The organism is Pseudomonas sp. LBUM1661, assembly GCF_059695925.1.
In genome coordinates this window covers 6502381-6521117 of the sequence record NZ_CP166794.1, presented here as the reverse complement: position 1 = coordinate 6521117, position 18737 = coordinate 6502381, and the positions used below count along the sequence as shown (strand labels likewise).

The 18737-nt window shown below is 59.6% G+C and carries 17 protein-coding genes and 1 pseudogene; 13 read left to right on the top strand and 5 right to left on the bottom strand.

The window, feature by feature from the left end; translation table 11 throughout:
* Positions 1-167: 167 nt before the first annotated feature.
* The 8 genes and pseudogenes from ACA057_RS29995 to ACA057_RS29960 all read left to right on the top strand — a co-directional run.
* A pseudogene (locus ACA057_RS29995) lies at positions 168-485 on the top strand (gamma-glutamyl-gamma-aminobutyrate hydrolase family protein); the annotation flags it as partial.
* A 100-nt stretch (positions 486-585) separates the two neighbouring features.
* Positions 586-1944 (top strand): glutamine synthetase family protein, encoded by a 1359-nt coding sequence (locus tag ACA057_RS29990; RefSeq protein ID WP_059407267.1) that lies wholly within the window; start codon positions 586-588, stop codon positions 1942-1944.
* A 58-nt stretch (positions 1945-2002) separates the two neighbouring features.
* The gene (locus ACA057_RS29985; RefSeq protein WP_497344568.1) at positions 2003-3367 is read left to right on the top strand and encodes an aspartate aminotransferase family protein; all 1365 of its coding nucleotides are present in this window, start codon (positions 2003-2005) and stop codon (positions 3365-3367) included.
* Positions 3368-3549: 182 nt separating this feature from the next.
* Positions 3550-4647, top strand: coding sequence for a polyamine ABC transporter substrate-binding protein (locus ACA057_RS29980; protein ID WP_497350054.1), 1098 nt, complete (start codon positions 3550-3552; stop codon positions 4645-4647).
* A gap of 240 nt (positions 4648-4887) precedes the next feature.
* The gene (locus ACA057_RS29975; RefSeq protein ID WP_497344566.1) at positions 4888-5985 is read left to right on the top strand and encodes a polyamine ABC transporter substrate-binding protein; all 1098 of its coding nucleotides are present in this window, start codon (positions 4888-4890) and stop codon (positions 5983-5985) included.
* Positions 5986-6058: 73 nt separating this feature from the next.
* Positions 6059-7201 (top strand): ABC transporter ATP-binding protein, encoded by a 1143-nt coding sequence (locus tag ACA057_RS29970; RefSeq protein WP_497344564.1) that lies wholly within the window; start codon positions 6059-6061, stop codon positions 7199-7201.
* A 35-nt stretch (positions 7202-7236) separates the two neighbouring features.
* Complete coding sequence (locus tag ACA057_RS29965) at positions 7237-8118, top strand: ABC transporter permease subunit (protein ID WP_415760672.1); 882 nt, start codon at positions 7237-7239, stop codon at positions 8116-8118.
* A complete protein-coding gene (locus ACA057_RS29960; protein WP_497344562.1) occupies positions 8115-9008 on the top strand; it encodes an ABC transporter permease subunit in 894 nt (297 codons plus the stop codon). Before ACA057_RS29965 ends, ACA057_RS29960 begins: the two co-directional genes overlap by 4 nt.
* Positions 9009-9156: 148 nt before the next feature.
* Here ACA057_RS29960 and ACA057_RS29955 read toward each other — a convergent pair whose 3' ends face one another.
* Complete coding sequence (locus ACA057_RS29955; protein ID WP_497344560.1) at positions 9157-9798, bottom strand: HD domain-containing protein; 642 nt, start codon at positions 9796-9798, stop codon at positions 9157-9159.
* Positions 9799-10070: 272 nt separating this feature from the next.
* On the opposite strand from ACA057_RS29955, the gene ACA057_RS29950 reads away from it, so the two are divergent.
* Positions 10071-11036 (top strand): GlxA family transcriptional regulator, encoded by a 966-nt coding sequence (locus ACA057_RS29950; protein WP_497344558.1) that lies wholly within the window; start codon positions 10071-10073, stop codon positions 11034-11036.
* Between the two features lie 144 nt (positions 11037-11180).
* On the opposite strand, the gene ACA057_RS29945 is transcribed toward ACA057_RS29950, so the two are convergent.
* Together ACA057_RS29945 and ACA057_RS29940 are read right to left on the bottom strand one after the other, a co-directional pair.
* Positions 11181-13580, bottom strand: coding sequence for a penicillin acylase family protein (locus ACA057_RS29945; protein WP_497344556.1), 2400 nt, complete (start codon positions 13578-13580; stop codon positions 11181-11183).
* 109 nt (positions 13581-13689) lie between these two features.
* Positions 13690-14283 (bottom strand): DUF6436 domain-containing protein, encoded by a 594-nt coding sequence (locus ACA057_RS29940; RefSeq protein WP_497344554.1) that lies wholly within the window; start codon positions 14281-14283, stop codon positions 13690-13692.
* A gap of 98 nt (positions 14284-14381) precedes the next feature.
* Between ACA057_RS29940 and bipL the strand changes: the two genes are divergently transcribed.
* Positions 14382-15329: a phospholipase BipL gene (gene bipL / locus ACA057_RS29935; RefSeq protein WP_497344552.1), complete on the top strand. Its 948-nt coding sequence runs from the start codon at positions 14382-14384 to the stop codon at positions 15327-15329.
* Positions 15330-15434: 105 nt separating this feature from the next.
* On the opposite strand, the gene ACA057_RS29930 is transcribed toward bipL, so the two are convergent.
* Positions 15435-16187, bottom strand: a complete 753-nt coding sequence (locus ACA057_RS29930; RefSeq protein ID WP_401356112.1) for a DUF2059 domain-containing protein — start codon at positions 16185-16187, stop codon at positions 15435-15437.
* Between the two features lie 108 nt (positions 16188-16295).
* Here ACA057_RS29930 and ACA057_RS29925 point away from each other — a divergent pair, with 108 nt between their 5' ends.
* Together ACA057_RS29925 and ACA057_RS29920 are read left to right on the top strand one after the other, a co-directional pair.
* A complete protein-coding gene (locus ACA057_RS29925; RefSeq protein WP_497344549.1) occupies positions 16296-16928 on the top strand; it encodes a 2OG-Fe(II) oxygenase in 633 nt (210 codons plus the stop codon).
* Between the two features lie 2 nt (positions 16929-16930).
* Positions 16931-17416 (top strand): 2-thiouracil desulfurase family protein, encoded by a 486-nt coding sequence (locus ACA057_RS29920; protein WP_497344547.1) that lies wholly within the window; start codon positions 16931-16933, stop codon positions 17414-17416.
* A gap of 128 nt (positions 17417-17544) precedes the next feature.
* Here the strand turns inward: ACA057_RS29920 and ACA057_RS29915 are convergent, their stop codons facing one another.
* Positions 17545-18132 (bottom strand): transporter substrate-binding domain-containing protein, encoded by a 588-nt coding sequence (locus ACA057_RS29915; protein WP_497344545.1) that lies wholly within the window; start codon positions 18130-18132, stop codon positions 17545-17547.
* A 135-nt stretch (positions 18133-18267) separates the two neighbouring features.
* On the opposite strand from ACA057_RS29915, the gene ACA057_RS29910 reads away from it, so the two are divergent.
* On the top strand, positions 18268-18693 hold the full coding sequence (locus ACA057_RS29910; RefSeq protein WP_497344543.1) for a DUF4399 domain-containing protein: 426 nt from the start codon (positions 18268-18270) through the stop codon (positions 18691-18693).
* Positions 18694-18737 lie beyond the last annotated feature (44 nt).

Here is an 18737-nt window from a genome sequence, read left to right as displayed (position 1 = left end):
CGTAGGGCTTTTTTGAGGCAGTTTGGGGCGTTTTTATGCCTTTGAACGCTTTAGCGGCCGCAGGCTTGAGCGGGCCGTGTTGTATTTTTTACGGGGGTGTTGTGTAAAAAAATGAACAAGGCTAAGCTCGATTCAAACCCATAACACCAATAATACCGGGGTGCTTCATGTCTCGCCTGCCGTTAATCGGCGTCACCGAATGCTCAAGGCAGATCGGTCTGCATGCTTACCACATCAGTGGCGACCCGTACGTTCACGCTCAGGCCAGTGTTGCCAAAGGCGTGCCGTCGACTCTTTCTTCCCCGGCACTTTGGCGGGCACCGTCCGATATTCTGGACGGTTTGCACGACATTCTCTTGACCGACGCTACATCCAATATAGAACCGTTTCACGGTGGCGGCCCAGCCAATGCGTCGGGCGCTGCTCATCATTCTGCACGCGCTGCTTTACTCTCCCGATACCACGCCACTGTCGCGGCGGGTATTTGTGCGCGGCAATTGCAGTGGCAATCTGTATCACGCGACGCCGATGCGTCAAACAACGCCTGACTTATAAGAGTCAGGAAACTCAGCCTAAGAGGCATTTATGAGTCACAACCTCGACCAGCTCACCGATTGGTTGAAAGACCACAAGATCACAGAAGTCGAATGCATGATCGCCGACTTGACCGGGATCACCCGGGGCAAGATTTCGCCGACCAACAAGTTCATTGCCGAAAAGGGCATGCGCCTGCCCGAGAGCGTTCTGTTGCAGACCGTGACCGGCGACTATGTCGAAGACGACATCTATTACGAACTGCTCGACCCGGCCGACATCGACATGATCTGCCGCCCCGACGCGAACGCGGTGTTCCTCGTGCCGTGGGCCATCGAGCCTACTGCCCAGGTGATCCACGACACCTACGACAAGCAGGGCAACCCGATCGAGCTGTCGCCGCGCAACGTGCTCAAGAAGGTCCTGAAACTCTATGCCGACAAGGGCTGGCAGCCGATCGTGGCGCCGGAAATGGAGTTTTACCTGACCAAGCGCAGCGACGACCCGGACTATCCGTTGCAGCCGCCGATCGGCCGCTCCGGTCGCCCGGAAATCGGTCGCCAGTCGTTCTCGATTGAAGCGGCGAACGAATTCGATCCGCTGTTCGAAGACGTCTACGACTGGTGCGAACTGCAGGAACTGGACCTCGACACGCTGATCCACGAGGACGGCACGGCGCAGATGGAAATCAACTTCCGTCACGGCGATGCCTTGTCCCTGGCCGACCAGATCCTGGTGTTCAAGCGCACCATGCGCGAAGCGGCGCTCAAGCACGACGTGGCCGCGACCTTCATGGCCAAGCCCATGACCGGCGAGCCGGGCAGCGCGATGCACTTGCACCAGAGCATCATCGACATCGAGACCGGCAAGAACGTCTTCTCCAATGAAGACGGGACCATGAGCCAGCTGTTCCTGAACCACATCGGTGGCTTGCAGAAACTGATCCCCGAGCTGTTGCCGCTGTTCGCGCCGAACGTCAACTCGTTCCGCCGCTTCCTGCCGGACACTTCGGCACCGGTGAACGTGGAGTGGGGCGAAGAGAACCGCACCGTGGGCCTGCGGGTGCCGGATGCCGGGCCACAAAACCGTCGGGTGGAAAACCGCCTGCCGGGCGCCGACGCCAACCCGTACCTGGCGATTGCCGCGAGCCTGCTCTGCGGGTACGTCGGCATGGTCGAAGGCTTGAACCCGAGTGCGCCGGTGGTGGGTCGTGGCTATGAACGCCGCAACCTGCGCCTGCCACTGACCATCGAAGACGCGCTGGAACGCATGGAAAACAGCGCGACCATCGAGAAATACCTGGGCAAGAAATTCATCACTGGCTACGTCGCGGTCAAGCGGGCCGAGCATGAAAACTTCAAGCGCGTGATCAGTTCGTGGGAGCGGGAATTCCTGCTCTTCGCCGTCTGATGCGCCGGGCGCGGCTGCACTTGGCCGCGCCCTCCACTGAAACCTTAGGAGAATTCGCATGACCAGCAACAACCCGCAAACCCGTGAGTGGCAAACCCTGAGCAATGATCACCACCTGGCCCCGTTCAGCGACTTCAAGCAGCTGAAAGAGAAAGGCCCGCGGATCATCACCACCGCCAAAGGCGTTTACCTCTGGGACAGCGAAGGCAACAAGATCCTCGACGGCATGGCCGGCCTGTGGTGCGTAGCGATCGGCTACGGTCGCGATGAACTGGCCGATGCCGCCAGCAAGCAAATGCGTGAACTGCCTTATTACAACCTGTTCTTCCAGACCGCTCACCCGCCGGTGCTTGAACTGGCCAAGGCCATTTCCGACATCGCGCCGGAAGGCATGAACCACGTGTTCTTCACCGGTTCCGGTTCCGAAGGCAACGACACCATGCTGCGTATGGTGCGTCACTATTGGGCGATCAAGGGCCAGCCGAAAAAGAAAGTCATCATCAGCCGCAAGAACGGCTATCACGGTTCCACCGTGGCCGGCGCGAGCCTGGGTGGCATGACTTACATGCACGAGCAGGGCGACTTGCCGATCCCGGGCATCGTCCACATCGCCCAGCCGTACTGGTTCGCTGAAGGCGGCGACATGACGCCGGAAGAGTTTGGTATCTGGGCGGCCAATCAGCTGGAAGAGAAGATTCTGGAAGTCGGCGTCGACAACGTCGGTGCCTTTATTGCCGAGCCGATCCAGGGCGCCGGTGGCGTGATCATTCCGCCAGACAGCTACTGGCCGCGCATCAAGGAAATCCTCGCCAAGTACGACATCCTGTTCGTGGCGGACGAAGTGATTTGTGGTTTCGGCCGTACCGGTGAGTGGTTCGGTAGCGATTTCTACGACCTCAAGCCCGACATGATGACCATCGCCAAAGGCCTGACCTCCGGCTACATCCCTATGGGTGGCCTGATCGTGCGTGACGAAGTGGTCGCGGTGCTCAACGAGGGCGGCGATTTCAACCACGGCTTCACCTATTCCGGGCACCCGGTGGCTGCTGCGGTGGCGCTGGAAAACATCCGCATCCTGCGCGAAGAAAAAATTGTCGAGCGCGTTCATGCAGAAACGGCACCCTATTTGCAAAAGCGTCTACGGGAACTGAACGATCACCCGTTGGTGGGGGAAGTGCGTGGGGTGGGTCTGCTGGGGGCCATCGAGCTGGTGCAGGACAAGGCCACTCGCAAACGTTACGAAGGCAAGGGCGCCGGCATGATCTGCCGCACGTTCTGCTTCGAGAACGGCCTGATCATGCGCGCCGTGGGCGACACCATGATCATTGCTCCGCCACTGGTGATCACACCGGCAGAAATCGATGAGTTGGTCACAAAGGCACGCAAGTGTCTGGACCTGACTCTGAGTGCGTTGCAGGGCTAAGTGCTAGGCTCTGAGCGGGGTGTGAAGTTTGCATTTCGCTCGGAGCAAACAAAGGATGGGTCTTTCCTTGAAAGCCTGCCTTGGATCTTGCCAGACTACCGGTTGTTCGGAGTGCCCGGGAAAGGCCGCTGAGCACGTGGTTAAAAAGAAAAATTGGAGCATTACCCATGAAGGCATTAGGTATGAAGATAGCTGGCAAGACCCTCCTCGCCATGTCCCTGATGGGCGTGATGGCGGGCGCAGTTCAGGCGGACGACAAGGTTCTTCACGTGTACAACTGGTCCGATTACATCGCACCGGACACCGTCAAGAAGTTCGAAGCCGAGTCGGGGATCAAGGTTGTTTACGACGTATTCGACAGTAACGAAACCCTGGAAGCCAAGTTGCTGGCAGGCAAGTCCGGCTACGACATCGTCGTGCCGTCGAACAACTTCCTGGCCAAGCAGATCAAGGCCGGCGTTTACCAGAAGCTCGACAAGTCCAAGTTGCCAAACTGGAAGAACCTGAACCCTGACCTGCTTAAAGCCGTATCGGTCAGTGACCCGGGCAACGAACACGCTTTCCCGTACATGTGGGGTTCGATCGGTATTGGCTTCAACGCCGAGAAGGTCAAGGCTGCACTGGGTGCCGATGCACCGACCAATTCCTGGGACCTGCTGTTCAAACCTGAAAACGCCGCCAAGTTGAAGTCGTGCGGTATCAGTTTCCTCGATTCGCCAACCGAGATGATTCCGGTGGCGTTGCACTACCTGGGCTATCCAACCGACAGCCAGGACAAAAAACAACTGGCCGAAGCCGAAGCGCTGTTCCTGAAGATTCGTCCTTCGGTGGGCTACTTCCACTCGTCCAAGTACATCTCCGACCTGGCCAACGGCAACATCTGCGTGGCCGTGGGTTACTCGGGTGACATCTACCAGGCCAAGTCCCGCGCGGCTGAAGCCGGTGACAAGGTGAAAGTCAGCTACAACATTCCGAAAGAAGGTGCAGGCAGCTTCTACGACATGGTCGCCATCCCTAAAGATGCCGAAAACGTCGAAGGCGCGTACAAGTTCATGACCTTCCTGCAGAAGCCGGAAATCATGGCTGAAATCACCAACGCCGTACGTTTCCCGAACGGTAACGCGGCCGCTACCGCATTGGTTGATAAAGAAATTACCGCCGACCCAGGCATCTACCCGCCGGCAGACGTGCTGGCCAAGCTGTACGCGATTGCCGACTTGCCGGCCGCGACCCAGCGGATCCTGACGCGCAGCTGGACCAAGATCAAATCCGGTAAGTAAGTAAAACCCTGTAGGAGCGAGCTTGCTCGCGATGGTCGTCAACGATAACGCTGGGTGCCTGACACCCCGCGGTGCTCTCAGATCCATCGCGAGCAAGCTCGCTCCTACAGGTATCGGTATAAAAGTTTTGCTGGAACGGTTTTTCGAGGGTAAGTTGCGCGCCGGTTTTGTTGTCAGGCAGCCATGGCTGTCATGTAACGCGGGGCAACTTGGGCCCAACTCATTTTAGAGGACCTTCACTTGCCTATTTTTTCTTTGTTGCGCAATGCCTTGCTGGTCGGCGTCGGACTAACGCTTGCCGTTAGTGTCCAGGCCGCCGGCACTGTGCATATTTATAACTGGTCGGACTACATCGGATCGACCACCCTGGCAGACTTCCAGAAAGAGACCGGCATCAAGCCGGTGTATGACGTCTTCGATTCCAACGAAACCCTGGAAGGCAAGTTGCTCGCCGGGCGTACCGGCTATGACGTGGTCGTGCCGTCCAACCACTTCCTCGGCAAGCAGATCAAGGCGGGCGCTTTCCAGAAGCTCGACAAGAAGCTGCTGCCCAATTATTCCAACCTCGACCCGGTGCTGCTCAAGCGCCTGGAGCAAAACGATCCGGGTAACCAGTACGCCGTGCCGTATCTGTGGGGCACCAACGGCATCGGTTACAACGTCGACAAGGTCAAGGAAGTGCTCGGCCTCGACAAGATCGACTCCTGGGATGTGGTGTTCGAGCCGGAGAACATCAAGAAGCTGCACAGTTGCGGCGTAGCGTTCCTCGATTCCGCCGATGAAATGATGCCCACCGTTCTCAACTACATGGGCCTCAACGCCAACAGCACCAACCCCGAAGACTACAAAAAGGCCGAAGCCAAGTTGCTCGCGGTGCGGCCTTACGTGACCTATTTCCACTCTTCCAAATACATCGCGGACTTGGCCAACGGCGACATCTGCATCGCGATCGGCTTCTCCGGTGACATGTTCCAGGCCAAGGCCCGCGCGGCCGAAGCCGGCAAAGGCATGAACATCGCCTACTCGATTCCAAAGGAAGGCGGCGCACTGTGGTTCGACATGCTGGCAATCCCCAAGGATGCGGCCAACGTCAAGGAAGCCCACGCCTTCATCAATTATTTGTTGAAACCCGAGGTGATCGCCCAGGTCAGTGATTACGTGGGTTACGCCAACCCTAACCCAGGGTCGGACAAGCTGATGGAGGAGTCCATTCGCACCGACGAATCGGTTTATCCACCGCAAGCCGTCCTCGACAAGACCTACGTGTCCATCGAGTTACCACCAAACATTCAACGTTTGATGACCCGCAGCTGGACCAAGGTCAAGTCGGGTAAATAGCTGCAAGGCTCAAACTATCCAAGGTTGGCTCACCTTGAGCGAACTGCACTCTTTTTTTCTGGGAGTTTCGTAAATGGCAGTTGCCTCCGGCGCCTATAAGAAAGCCCTCGAGGGCGACCAGACACCTAAACAGGTGTTGGTCAAAATCGACCGGGTCACGAAGAAGTTCGACGAGACGATTGCCGTGGACGATGTGTCCCTGGAAATCAAGAAAGGCGAGATCTTCGCCTTGCTCGGCGGTTCGGGATCGGGCAAATCCACCCTGCTGCGCATGCTCGCAGGTTTCGAACGGCCCACGGAGGGGCGGATTTTCCTCGATGGCGTAGACATCACCGACATGCCGCCGTACGAGCGGCCGATCAACATGATGTTCCAGTCCTACGCCTTGTTCCCGCACATGACCGTGGCGCAGAACATCGCCTTCGGCCTCAAGCAGGACAAAATCCCCGCCGCTGAAGTCGATGCCCGTGTCGCGGACATGCTCAAGCTGGTTCAGATGACGCAGTACGCCAAGCGCAAGCCGCATCAGTTGTCCGGTGGCCAGCGTCAGCGTGTGGCGTTGGCCCGTTCGCTGGCCAAGCGACCGAAGCTGTTGCTGCTCGACGAACCGATGGGCGCGCTGGACAAGAAGCTGCGATCGCAAATGCAGCTGGAGCTGGTCGAGATCATTGAGCGCGTCGGCGTAACCTGCGTCATGGTGACCCACGACCAGGAAGAGGCCATGACCATGGCCGAGCGCATCGCGATCATGCACCTGGGCTGGATCGCCCAGATCGGCAGCCCGATCGACATCTACGAAACCCCGACCAGCCGCCTGGTCTGCGAATTCATCGGCAACGTCAACATTTTCGAAGGTGAAGTGATCGACGACGCCGAAGGCCACGCGATCATTACCTGCAAGGACCTGGATCGCCAGATCTACGTCGGCCACGGCATCAGCACCTCGGTGCAGGACAAATCCGTGACCTACGCGATCCGTCCGGAAAAACTGCTGGTGACGCCGACCATGCCGACCTGCGACTACAACTGGTCCAGCGGCAAGGTGCATGACATTGCCTACCTCGGTGGCCATTCGGTGTTCTACGTTGAGCTGCCTAGCGGCAAGATCGTCCAGTCGTTCGTCGCCAATGCCGAGCGCCGTGGTCAGCGCCCAACCTGGGGTGACCAGGTTTACGTGTATTGGGAAGACGACAGCGGCGTGGTACTTCGCTCATGAACATGCGCAAATTCAAACGCCGCCTCAATCGAATAATTCCCGGTGGCCGTCAGCTGGTCATCGGGGTTCCGTTCATCTGGCTGTTCCTGTTCTTCATGTTGCCGTTCTTCATCGTCCTGAAGATCAGCTTCGCCGAAGCCGACGTGGCCATTCCGCCGTATACCGAAATCTACAGCTACCTCGACCAGAAAGTGCAGTTGCTGCTTAACCTGAGCAACTACGCAATGCTGGCCGGCGACGAGTTGTACATCGCCGCTTACCTCGGCTCGTTGAAGATGGCGCTGATCAGCACCGTCCTCTGTTTGCTGATCGGCTACCCAATGGCTTACGCCATCGCCAGTGCCCGCAAAGAGATGCAAACGGTGCTGGTGCTGCTGATCATGATGCCGACCTGGACCGCGATCCTGATCCGCGTGTATGCGTGGATGGGCATCCTCAGCAACAACGGTCTGTTGAACGGCTTCTTGATGACCATGGGCTGGATCGACGAGCCACTGCAGATCCTCAACACCAACCTCGCTGTCTATATTGGTGTCGTTTACTCCTATTTGCCGTTCATGATCCTGCCGCTCTACGCCAACCTGGTGAAGCACGACAACAGTCTGCTGGAAGCCGCATCGGACCTCGGTTCGAGCACCTTCAACAGCTTCTGGAAAATCACCATTCCGCTGTCCAAGAACGGCATCGTTGCCGGCTGCATGCTGGTGTTCATTCCGGTAGTCGGTGAGTTCGTGATCCCGGAACTGCTCGGCGGTCCGGAAACCCTGATGATCGGTAAAGTGCTCTGGCAAGAGTTCTTCAATAACCGCGACTGGCCGGTGGCGTCTGCGCTGGCGGTGGTGATGCTGTTGATCCTGATTGTGCCGATCATCCTGTTCAACCGTAGTCAGGCCAAAGAAATGGAGGGCAAAGAATGAAGCGCTTCCGTTTCTCAAGCTTCATGTTGATAGCGGGTCTGCTGTTCATCTACGCACCGATGCTGATCCTGGTGATCTACTCGTTCAACGCCTCGAAACTGGTGACGGTGTGGGGCGGCTGGTCGATCAAGTGGTACGTCGGTTTGATGGACAACACCCAACTGATGGGCTCGGTGGTGCGCTCGCTGGAAATCGCCTGCTACACGGCGGTGGCAGCGGTGGCGCTGGGTACGCTGGCGGCCTTCGTGCTGACCCGTATCACCCACTTCAAGGGCCGTACGCTGTTCGGTGGCCTGGTGACGGCGCCGTTGGTGATGCCCGAAGTGATCACCGGTCTGTCGCTGTTGCTGCTGTTCGTAGCCATGGCGCAGATGATCGGTTGGCCACAGGAACGCGGCATCATTACCATCTGGATCGCCCACACCACGTTCTGTGCGGCGTATGTGGCGGTGGTGGTGTCGGCGCGCTTGCGTGAGCTGGACCTGTCCATCGAAGAGGCGGCCATGGACCTCGGTGCGCGGCCGTGGAAGGTGTTCTTCCTGATCACCATCCCGATGATCGCGCCATCGCTGGGTGCCGGTGGCATGATGTCCTTCGCGCTGTCGCTGGATGACCTGGTGTTGGCGAGCTTCGTGTCCGGGCCGGGTTCGACGACCTTGCCGATGGAAGTGTTCTCGGCGGTGCGCCTGGGCGTGAAACCCGAGATCAACGCTGTGGCCAGCCTGATTCTGTTGGCGGTATCGCTGATGACATTCCTGGTCTGGTTCTTCAGCCGCCGTGCCGAAGAAAGTCGCAAACGTGCGATCCAGCAGGCCATCGAAGAAAGCGCTGCCGACTCCTGGAAACAACCGGACGTGCGTCGCGCACAGCAGGCGCCGGAAGCGGCTTGAGCCTGAAGCGAGGTTGACCACGACTCCGTAGTCAACCCAAATCACTGTGGGAGCGGGCTTGCCCGCGATGGGGTCAGTACATTCAACATCAATGTTGTCTGGTATTCCGCCATCGCGGGCAAGCCCGCTCCCACAAGTTTTTTGGTGGTCAGGACACCCAAGGTGATTTGCGGATGATCTCGACGAAATTCATCGGCTTGAACCCCGGCTCGCTGTCCACCAGCACGTCCGCGTTCACGGTGCCGAACGTGGTGTCCGGCCGGTGTTTGAAGCCATTGGCGAACGCACACAGGATGCATTCCTTGAACCCTTCGCCCCGTGGATGCGCATGCACCACCGCCTCACGTTGCACGGCGGGGAACGCGGCGTAATCGATACCCAGCACATCCATCTCGACACCGGCAGTCACCAGCGCCACGTTCGGACGCAAGTGTTGCGGCACGCCCGGTGTGGTGTGCAGGGCAATCGACAACCACACCTGCTCGATATCGTCGTCCGAAAAACCATAAGGCTGGAGGAACGCTTTGGCGGCGTTGGCGCTATCGACTTCGAAACGCTCATTGTCAGTGCGGTGACCTTCCACCAGACCCAAGTCATGGAACATTGCGCCGACGTACAACAACTCGGGGTTGTAGGCCAGTTGTTTGCGTTCGCCGCTCAAGGCACCGAACAGAAACACTCGGCGCGAGTGGTGATACAGCAGGTCTGATTCGACGTCGCGAATGTATTCAGTGGTGGCCTTGGCCAACGCGCTGTCGGGGATTTTGATGCCGGCGATGGTGCTGCTCATGGTGCTTTCCTCGTGGGGAACGCCGTGGCGGCGCTGATGGGTCAAGTCTGTTCCCGCACTCGAAACCGGACAATCGATCCATGGCTGCGATCCTTGCCAATGAACCTGCATATCGCGCCAACCTCGCTTGTTGCGCGCGGATTCGCTAAGTTTGAATCAGGATACACGCACCCCCTGTAGCAGCTGCCGAGCCTGCGAGGCTGCGTTCGACAGCTGCTACAAGTCGCGTGATGGCTGACTTTCATTTCAATACCTGGAAGGCGAATCCTGCCATGAGTAAAACCGTTGCCATCGTGGTGTTCGCAGGCGTCCAGTCGCTGGATGTCACCGGTCCCATGGATGTGTTTTCCGAAGCCAATCGGTTCCTGGCACCGGAAGATCACTATCGGCTGGAGGTGATCGGGGTCGAGCGTGGGGTGATGGCCTGCTCCAACGGCTTGTCACTCAATGCCCATCGGCATTTCAGCGAAGCGCTGGAGGCCTATGACTTGCTGCTGGTGGCCGGTGGGCCGCAGTTGCCGTTCATGAATTTCGGCGCGGCATTCGATGCCTGGCTGCGCGATGCCTGTGCGCTGGCGCAGCGCTTTGGCTCGATCTGCAACGGCGCGTTCATGCTTGCGCGGGCTGGATTGCTCGAAGGGCGAACGGTGACCACTCACTGGGGCGATGCGGCGGCACTGGCGGCGTTGTGTCCTTCGACGCAGGTCGACGCGGATCGCCTGTACGTGCAGGACGGCGAGCTGTTCACCTCGGCCGGGGTTACGGCGGGCATCGATCTGTCGTTGTACCTGCTGGGTCGGGATCATGGGCCGGAAGTGGCCTTGAGCGTGGCCAAGCGGCTGGTGGTGTTCACTCAGCGCTCGGGCGGGCAATCGCAGTTCAGCCCGTTCCTCACGCCACACGCTGAACCGACGTCGGCGGTGGCGTTGGTGCAGCTTTACGTGTTGGCCAACCTCACCGGCGACCTGACGATTGCCGACCTGGCCAACGCCGCCAACATGAGCGCGCGCAACTTTTCCCGGGTGTTCGTCAAAGAAGCGAAAATCACCCCGGCGGAATTCGTCGAGCGGGCGCGGGTGGATGCGGCGCGGGTGCTGCTCGAAAGCACCAGCTCGCCGCTCAAGACCGTGGCTTATCAGTGCGGGTTTCGCGATGCCCAGCACATGCGCAGTGTGTTCAACCGCAGGCTGGGGGTGACGCCGCAGCAGTTCAGGTTGAACTTCGCGGCGATGGTGTGAGCCATTAATTTGTGTTGTTCTTGCGGGCCCAATCGCGGGCAAGCCCGCTCCCACAGGTTTTATGGCGTGCACAAAACCTGTCTTCACTGAGATCCTTGTGGGAGCGGGCTTGCCCGCGAAGGCGTCGGATTGGCCAACAGGAATCTACTGAGCAGACCGCGCCGGCAACAGCTTCAACGTGCTGCGGGTATTGGCCGTGACTTCTTCATCATTGAGATGCGCCTGGTAGTAGATCCCTTCGATGTACGCTTCGGCCTGGTCGTCATAGTGGCTGTCGAACGGCACGCCGCTCTGGCCAACCGGGTTGACGGTCAGGCTGTGGGCCGGGTCGGCGAAGTCGATCAGGCGCCGGGTCGATGGGCCATAGGTCACGGGCCACGGTGCCGGGCCGATCTTGGCCGAGAGGTTGTTCGGCACTTCGTGAGTGCCGGGCGCCGCGAACGGTCCGACATTGAAGATCCGGTCCAACGGCTTCTGTTGGCCCAGTGGATGACCATGGGTCAGCGTGTGCGCCTTGCCCCACTGCCATTGCGCGAAATCCGCACCCAGCGTGGTCTTGAGGTGAGCGATGCTTGCTTGCCACGCCACCTTGACCGTATCGGCACGGGTTTCCTTGCCGAGGGTGTTGCGGTTGTCCCACCACGGCGAGTCGGCGGTTGCGGCCAGGCGCGGCAATGCGGCGTCGATCACTCGGGTCGAGAGCAGCGTTTCGAAAAAGTCATTGCCCAGCTCATCGTGCATCGTCGCGTCAGCCAGGTTGAACAGGAACTGGTTGAACAGCGTGGCGCTGGTGGAATCCAGCGGGTAGTCGCCTTTCCACTGGGCCAGTTGCTCCACCAGTTTGAGTTCGGCGGGAACGCTCACCACTTCGCGCAACACCGGCAGCAACGGCGCCAGCAACCGCGGACCGTAGGCAGTGGTGGTGCCCAGTTGCAGCTTCTGGCTGGCGTCCAGGTCCCACTTGATGTTTTTGTCGCTGAGCTGGCGATTGAGCTGCTGGCCCCGATCCGCCAGGTTGTAATAGCCGGGAATCTCCATGCCGGTTGGTGACACCGGCTGGAAGTTGGCCGAGACGATGTAGCCCCGCGCCGGGTTCTCTTCCTGTGGATTGGCGCTGAACGGGTAGAAGCCGTCCTTGTCCGCCTCGGCCGTGCTGCCGTCGAGGATGAAACCCGGGCGCGCGCCTGCCGGACGTTTCGGTAACTGCGCGGCCGCCCACCAGCCGATATCGCCCTTGGCATTGGCCCAGACGATGTTCAGGCCCGGGGCCTGGACCTTGGCGGCGGCACTGCGAGCCTTGGCCAGGGTGTCGGCGCGGTTGAGCTGGTAGAAACCTTCAAGGATCGGATTCTGACTTTCGAGAAAGCCCCACCACATGGCGATCGGCGTTTTGCCGACGTTGCTGCCCAGCGCATCGTTGACGATCGGGCCGTGCGGCGATTGACGCAGTACCAGCGTTACCGGTGGCTGACCCTTGACCGCGATCTGCTGTTCGCTGGACACCATGTCCACCCATTTGCCGCGATACCAGACCTGATTGGGATTGTCCGGGTTGACCTTCTCGGCGATCAGGTCAAGGTCATCGTTCTGGAACATGGTGATGCTCCAGCCAAAGTCGCGGTTCATCCCCAGGGAGGCGAACGGCATCAAGGCCTGATAGTGACCGTAGAGTTCGAAACCCGGCGCCGAAAGGTGCGCTTCGTACCACACCGACGGCGCGGAGAAGCGGATGTGCGGGTCGCCGGCCAATAGCGGCTTGCCGCTTTTGGTATGGCTGCCGGAGACGACCCAGGCGTTGCTGCCCTCGAACTGTGGCAGGCCATTGTCGGCCAGCGCCTGTTCGCTCAAACGGGCGAGGGCATTGAGGTCTTTCCAGTCGGCACTGGCGAGGGCTGGCAGGCTGCCGTTGAGCACACCTTTGGGCTGCCAGTCGAGATCGAACACAGTCAGGTAGTTGGCCCCCAACTGATCACGCACGAAGGTCAGCAACGGTTCGGTACGAAACGCGGCGGCAAAACTGTAGGCCATGTAGCCGGCGATGCTGATGGTGTCCTGGGCGGTGAACGGACGCTTGGGAATGCCCAGCACATCGAACTCTACGGGTTTCGGGTGGCTGTCCTGATATTGATTGATACCGTCGAGGTAGGCTTGCATGGCGATAAAGGTCGGCGACTGTTTGTCCAGGTTCGCCAGATAGGTTTCGGCGCGTTCGCGGATGCGCAGGCTGCGCATCAGTTTGTCGGTATCGAGCAGTTTCGGGCCGAGGATTTCGGCGAGCTCGCCGCGCGCGAGTCGGCGCAGGACTTCCATCTGGAACAGCCGGTCCTGGGCATGCACGTAACCGAGGGTGCGGTACAGGTCGGTTTCGTTGTCGGCGCGGATGTGCGGGATGCCGCGCTCGTCGTAGCGCACCGTGACCGAACCTTGCAGGTGCTGCAGCTCAACCAGGCCCTGGCGTGACGGCTGCTTGCTGTACACGTACCAACCGCTGCCTGCGGCGAGCACGACGATCAGCACGGCAAGAACGGTCAGGCTACGTTTCATGGTGATTCCTTGTTTTTGTATTGAGTGACAGCAGTTCCCTGGCGCCACTTTTTAGCACGGCTTGCCGACCGGACCATCGCACTTAGGAGGGATTCGCCTCTCCTGAACGCTACTGCTTGGTGTCGACTTTTGTCTCGATCGGCCACGGGCAGTAACACCCCACCGCGAGTGTGTGCGTGGCATTCACGGTGCGGCCTTCGTTCAGCGCTTGCAGGATCGGCTCGATAAAGCTGTTGCTCGAGTTGCAGGTCAGGCCTTCGCTGTACGGGCCGAAATACGCCAGTTTGCCGCTGCGATCCCAGATCGCCACCGCCGGGCTGGCGGGGATTTGTTCGGAACCGGGCAGTACGGTGATGCTTTTCAGGCTGCTCAACGTGCTGGGCAACTGACCATGGCTGCCGGGCTTTTGTACCGCATAAAACTCCACGCCTTGCGGTACATAGTGCTCAACCAGTTCGGTCAGGTGCTGTTGATTGCCGACGTTGCACGGGCAGGCCGGGTCCCAGAAGTGCACGAGGCGGATGGCACCGGGGCCGGCGAGGTTGTCGGGCAGGCGCAACGGGTCGCCGGAGAATACGGCAGTGTGTGAGCTGAATGCTCGCAGGTAGCGCCCCTGAAACCAGTCGTAAGCGGCCCACAGGACGCCGGCGCACACGAGGGCGAGCAGGCTGGCAAGCAGTGTGGTGCGGTAGGCCGGGCGCATGGGTTTGAATCCTCGAAGGTCGCCCAGCTTGCCATGCTTGCCGCGACAGATGAATATCGCAGTCCCATAAAGTCTGTTTCAGGTTTTGGAATTTGCTCATGTCCGCCACTTTCGACCCCGATCATCTGCGTGCCAGCCTGCGGCCATTGGCCGAGGGGCAGCCGTTGTCGGTGGAAGCGCTGTCTTACCAGCGGTTCTATGGGCTGGATTTTCCGGGACGCGATTTGCGCAGCGGTCTGGGACGTTTTGCGGTGGATGGTTATGACGTGGTCAGTCAGGTCTGGTGGCCCGAGCGGGCGAAAGCCACGCTGTTTTTGTTCCATGGTTTTTACGATCACACCGGGCTCTACCGGCACGTGATCGAGTGGGCGCTGGACCAGGATTTTGCAGTGATTGCCTGCGACCTGCCGGGGCACGGGTTGTCCAGTGGCGAACGGGCGAGCATCAAGGATTTCGCCGAGTATCAGGACACGCTGCAAGGGTTGTTCGCGGAAGCGTTGTCCCTTGAACTGCCGCAACCGTGGCACCTGTGCGGGCAAAGCACGGGTGGCGCGATCGTGATCGATCATGTGCTCAACCAGGGCGCCAGCAGCCCGGCCCAGGGCCAAGTGATTCTGCTGTCGCCGTTGGTGAGGCCGCGAGCCTGGGGCTGGTCGCAGCTCAGCTATTACCTGCTCAAGCCGTTCGTCAAAGCCATCGCCCGGCGCTTCAGCGAGAACTCCAACGACCCGGATTTCTTACCGTTCCTGCAAGCCGATCCGTTGCAACCACTGCGCTTGCCGACGGTCTGGGTCGGTGCGCTGGCGCGGTGGATCAAGCGTATCGAGGCTGCACCGGGCAGCACGCGGCGACCGCTGATTGTGCAGGGGCAGGCGGACATGACGGTGGATTGGGAGCACAACCTTGAGGTGCTGCGGGGCAAGTTTGATCGGCCGCAGGTATTGATGCTGCCGCAGGCGCGGCATCATCTGGCGAATGAAACGCTGGCGTTGCGGGGGGAGTATTTCGGGTTTTTGACGAAGCGGATCAGGGGCAGGAATCTTTAGCGACCGTAAGGGCCTCTTCGCGGGCAAGCCTCGCTCCTACAGTTGATCGCGTTCCCCTGTAGGAGCGAGGCTTGCCCGCGAAAGCAATTTATCAGGCGCTGAGGATTACTGCCGAAGACTCGACGTATCCTGCCCCACCGCCAACCCCGCGCGAATCGCCGCCAGCGCCGCCTGGTAATAAGCCTTGCCCTCAGCCGACTCGGCAAACGTGGCGAATTCTTCCAGTTCGTCATCCGACAGGTCGCGATAGACATACAGCAGCGTGTTGTTCAGGTCGCTGCCGATCTGGTCCATCAAGCGTTGGCGCTGTCCGTTCAACATGCCTTGTGCCTGACCACCACCGAGCAAACCGGGGATCATCGAGCTGAGGCTGTCGGCCGCGACGCCGGCAATCGCCAGGCTCACTTCAGCGCCGGCTTCGCGAGCGGGCAGGGCCTGGGCCAGATGGCCGATGATCAGCATGCGGCTGTCAGTGGCCTGCATCTTCGGCAAGCCCTTGGCGTTTTTTGCCAGTTGATCGCGGCGGGTCGCCAGCAGTTCGGCGGCGACGATTTTCTTGCCCAGCGGCGATTGAAAGAACGTCAACGCAGGCTTCGGATCGATGAGGGTTTTGCGCAATTGCGCTTCGGCGCGCTGGTCCACGGCCTGGGGTGCAAAACGCTGATTGCTGTTGTTGACCAACGCCTGGAACACCGCCGGCGGCAGGCTGTTCTGGTAACGCTGCTGAGCGGCCGACAGTGCGTCGTTAAAATGCGCGCGTTGTTCTGGCCAGCCGGCGACCTTGTACAACTGGTCGTGGCCGTCTGCCCAAGCGGGCATAACGCAGAACATCAACAGTGAGAAAAGCAAACGGCGCATAGGGACTCCTGTCAGCAGGCGACTATTCTCCGTGTGGCCTTCGTACTTGTCGAGAATTCGTATCAACCCGCTGCGCGGCTCTGTCGGATTTACAGGCGCAGGAATACTATGCGCATCATGCAAATACCCTCTGATCACCCGCTGCTGTTACGTATCGTCGACGACCTGGCTGAACACGGCTGGTCGCAGCAGAATATTTTCCTGCCTCTGGGTCTGACCCAGGAACTGGCGGCCGAGTGCCGTAAACGTTCTGCCGAAGGTGAATTGGCGCCGGCGGCTGTGGGGCGCGGGCCGACATCGGAGATCCGCGAGGGGATTCGAGGCGACCATATCCAGTGGATCGATCCCGGTCAGGCGCTGGCGTGCGACAGTTATCTGGAGCTGATGGACAGCCTGCGCGAGGCGATGAATCGCGGTTTGTACCTGGGCCTGGAAGATTTCGAAAGCCATTTCGCCCTGTACCCGCCCGGTGCTTTCTACCTCAAGCACGTCGACCGTTTCCGCGATGATGATCGGCGCATGGTGTCGGCAGTGGTCTACCTCAATGACGCCTGGCTGCCCGAGCACGGCGGCCAGTTGCGCATGTACCTGGCCGACGGCGTCGAACACGATGTGGTGCCTGCCGGCGGAAGCCTGGTGGTGTTCCTCTCGGGTGAAGTGCCCCACGAAGTCCTGCCCGCGACGCGCGAGCGCCTGTCGTTGACCGGCTGGTTCCGGCGTCGCGGCAACGAGCCGTTCTGATCATGCAGAAAATTCTGGTAAGCCGCTGCCTGCTGGGCCACCGCGTGCGTTACGACGGCGGGGCCAGCGGGCCGTTCGATCAGCTTCAACAGTGGCTCGACGAAGGTCGGGTCGTGCCGTTGTGTCCGGAAGTGGCCGGTGGCTTGCCGACACCGAGGGCCGCGGCGGAAATCCCGGGCGGGCAGGGCGGTGAGGTGCTGGATGGCCACGCCTCAGTGATCACCACCGACGGCGCGGATGTCAGTGCCGAGTTTCTCTCGGGGGCTTATCAAGCGCTGGAGTTGGTGCAAAAGCACGGCATCCGGATTGCCGTGCTCAAGGCCAACAGTCCGTCCTGCGGGAATATGCTGACCTATGACGGGACGTTCAGTGGCGTGAAGGTCCGTGGTGAGGGCGTTACTGCGGCGCTACTCAAGCGTCATGGTGTGCAAGTCTTCAGCGAGCTGGAGTTGGCTGAAGCGGCGCAGTCTTTGGCAACACTCCTCTAACATCCAACTCCAAACCACTGTGGGAGCTAGCCTGCTAGCGATTGCAGTCTGTCAGTCACGAAGATTTTGACTGACACACCGCTATCGCGAGCAGGCTCGCTCCCACAGGGTTACTCGCCTACTTGAAATCAGGGTTTGGGCGCCACACTCGTGTCCGCCCCGAACCACTTCTGCGACAACGCTTCCAGTCGCCCATCGGCCTTGATCCGCTGCAAGGCGTTTTCCAGGCTGGCGTGAAACGCCGGGTTGCCCTTCTGGAACGGAATCGCCAGGCCCACGACCGGACCGTCCTTGGGCTTCTCTTCCGTCAGCGATTGCACCAGCACCATCGACCGTGGCTGCTGTTCTTTTTGCGCGATCAATTGCGCATCGGTGTAGCTATAAGGTTCGCTGAAATCGAAACGATCCTTGAGATCAGGGGTCATTGCTATGTGATTGATGGCGACGTCGTACTTGCCGCTTTCGACGCCGGGCAACAGATCGCTGGCGTCGGTGACAACGAAGTCAGCCCGTACATCCAGTTCATTGGCCAACAGTTGGCCCAGTTCGACTTCGAAGCCTGTTAGTTTGCCGTCGTCCTTGAAATTGAACGGCGGTGTATTAGCCTCAAGAGCGATGCGCAATTCGCCGCGATCGTTTACATCGTCAATCAGTTCGGCATGAGCCAAAGGGCTCAAAAGGGGTAGCAGGCAGATCAGGCCAGGCAAAAAACGCATGGTCACTCCTTTGAATTCATTATTGCGATGCTCTGATTCAGGCTCGCTTTGCTATGGTTGTCGAGTGCCTTCGACAACGAATGGCCGTGAAGTTGTGGCGGTCACGCGGATTTTACGAAAAAACTGGAGAAGAGAATGAAAACCTTTATGTCACGAGCAGCATTGGCCGGCCTGTTGATGGGCGTTTCGGTCCTGGCCAGTGCTGCCACGCCGGCCCCGAAAGGTGCCGAAGTGTTCATCGTATCTCCCGAGGACGGAGCCACTGTTGCGCAAACCTTCATTGTCAAATTCGGCGTCAAGGACATCGCGTTGGCACCGGCCGGTGATGTGACCAAGAACACCGGCCATCACCACCTGCTGATCGATGTCGACAAACTGCCAGCGGCGGGCGCGCCGATTCCAAATGATCCCAACCATATGCACTTCGGCAAGGCGCAAACCCAGGCTGAAGTGAAACTGGCACCGGGCAAGCACACCCTGCAGCTGGAGCTGGGCGACAGCGGCCACCTGCCGTTCGATCCACCCATCGTGTCGAAGAAGATCACGGTCAACGTGAAGTAACCTGCTCGGAATAAAGAACCGCGGACATGAAAAAGGAGCCCCGA

What these genes read in the sequence shown, in the direction of transcription:
- ACA057_RS29990 (WP_059407267.1), top strand. Translation starts at nt 586, where the DNA reads ATGAGTCACAACCTCGACCAGCTCACCGATTGGTTGAAAGACCACAAG.
- ACA057_RS29985 (WP_497344568.1), top strand. Translation starts at nt 2,003, where the DNA reads ATGACCAGCAACAACCCGCAAACCCGTGAGTGGCAAACCCTGAGCAAT.
- ACA057_RS29980 (WP_497350054.1), top strand. Translation starts at nt 3,550, where the DNA reads ATGAAGATAGCTGGCAAGACCCTCCTCGCCATGTCCCTGATGGGCGTG.
- ACA057_RS29970 (WP_497344564.1), top strand. Translation starts at nt 6,059, where the DNA reads ATGGCAGTTGCCTCCGGCGCCTATAAGAAAGCCCTCGAGGGCGACCAG.
- ACA057_RS29960 (WP_497344562.1), top strand. Translation starts at nt 8,115, where the DNA reads ATGAAGCGCTTCCGTTTCTCAAGCTTCATGTTGATAGCGGGTCTGCTG.
- ACA057_RS29955 (WP_497344560.1), bottom strand. Translation starts at nt 9,798, where the DNA reads ATGAGCAGCACCATCGCCGGCATCAAAATCCCCGACAGCGCGTTGGCC.
- ACA057_RS29950 (WP_497344558.1), top strand. Translation starts at nt 10,071, where the DNA reads ATGAGTAAAACCGTTGCCATCGTGGTGTTCGCAGGCGTCCAGTCGCTG.
- ACA057_RS29945 (WP_497344556.1), bottom strand. Translation starts at nt 13,580, where the DNA reads ATGAAACGTAGCCTGACCGTTCTTGCCGTGCTGATCGTCGTGCTCGCC.
- ACA057_RS29940 (WP_497344554.1), bottom strand. Translation starts at nt 14,283, where the DNA reads ATGCGCCCGGCCTACCGCACCACACTGCTTGCCAGCCTGCTCGCCCTC.
- bipL (WP_497344552.1), top strand. Translation starts at nt 14,382, where the DNA reads ATGTCCGCCACTTTCGACCCCGATCATCTGCGTGCCAGCCTGCGGCCA.
- ACA057_RS29930 (WP_401356112.1), bottom strand. Translation starts at nt 16,187, where the DNA reads ATGCGCCGTTTGCTTTTCTCACTGTTGATGTTCTGCGTTATGCCCGCT.
- ACA057_RS29925 (WP_497344549.1), top strand. Translation starts at nt 16,296, where the DNA reads ATGCGCATCATGCAAATACCCTCTGATCACCCGCTGCTGTTACGTATC.
- ACA057_RS29920 (WP_497344547.1), top strand. Translation starts at nt 16,931, where the DNA reads ATGCAGAAAATTCTGGTAAGCCGCTGCCTGCTGGGCCACCGCGTGCGT.
- ACA057_RS29915 (WP_497344545.1), bottom strand. Translation starts at nt 18,132, where the DNA reads ATGCGTTTTTTGCCTGGCCTGATCTGCCTGCTACCCCTTTTGAGCCCT.
- ACA057_RS29910 (WP_497344543.1), top strand. Translation starts at nt 18,268, where the DNA reads ATGAAAACCTTTATGTCACGAGCAGCATTGGCCGGCCTGTTGATGGGC.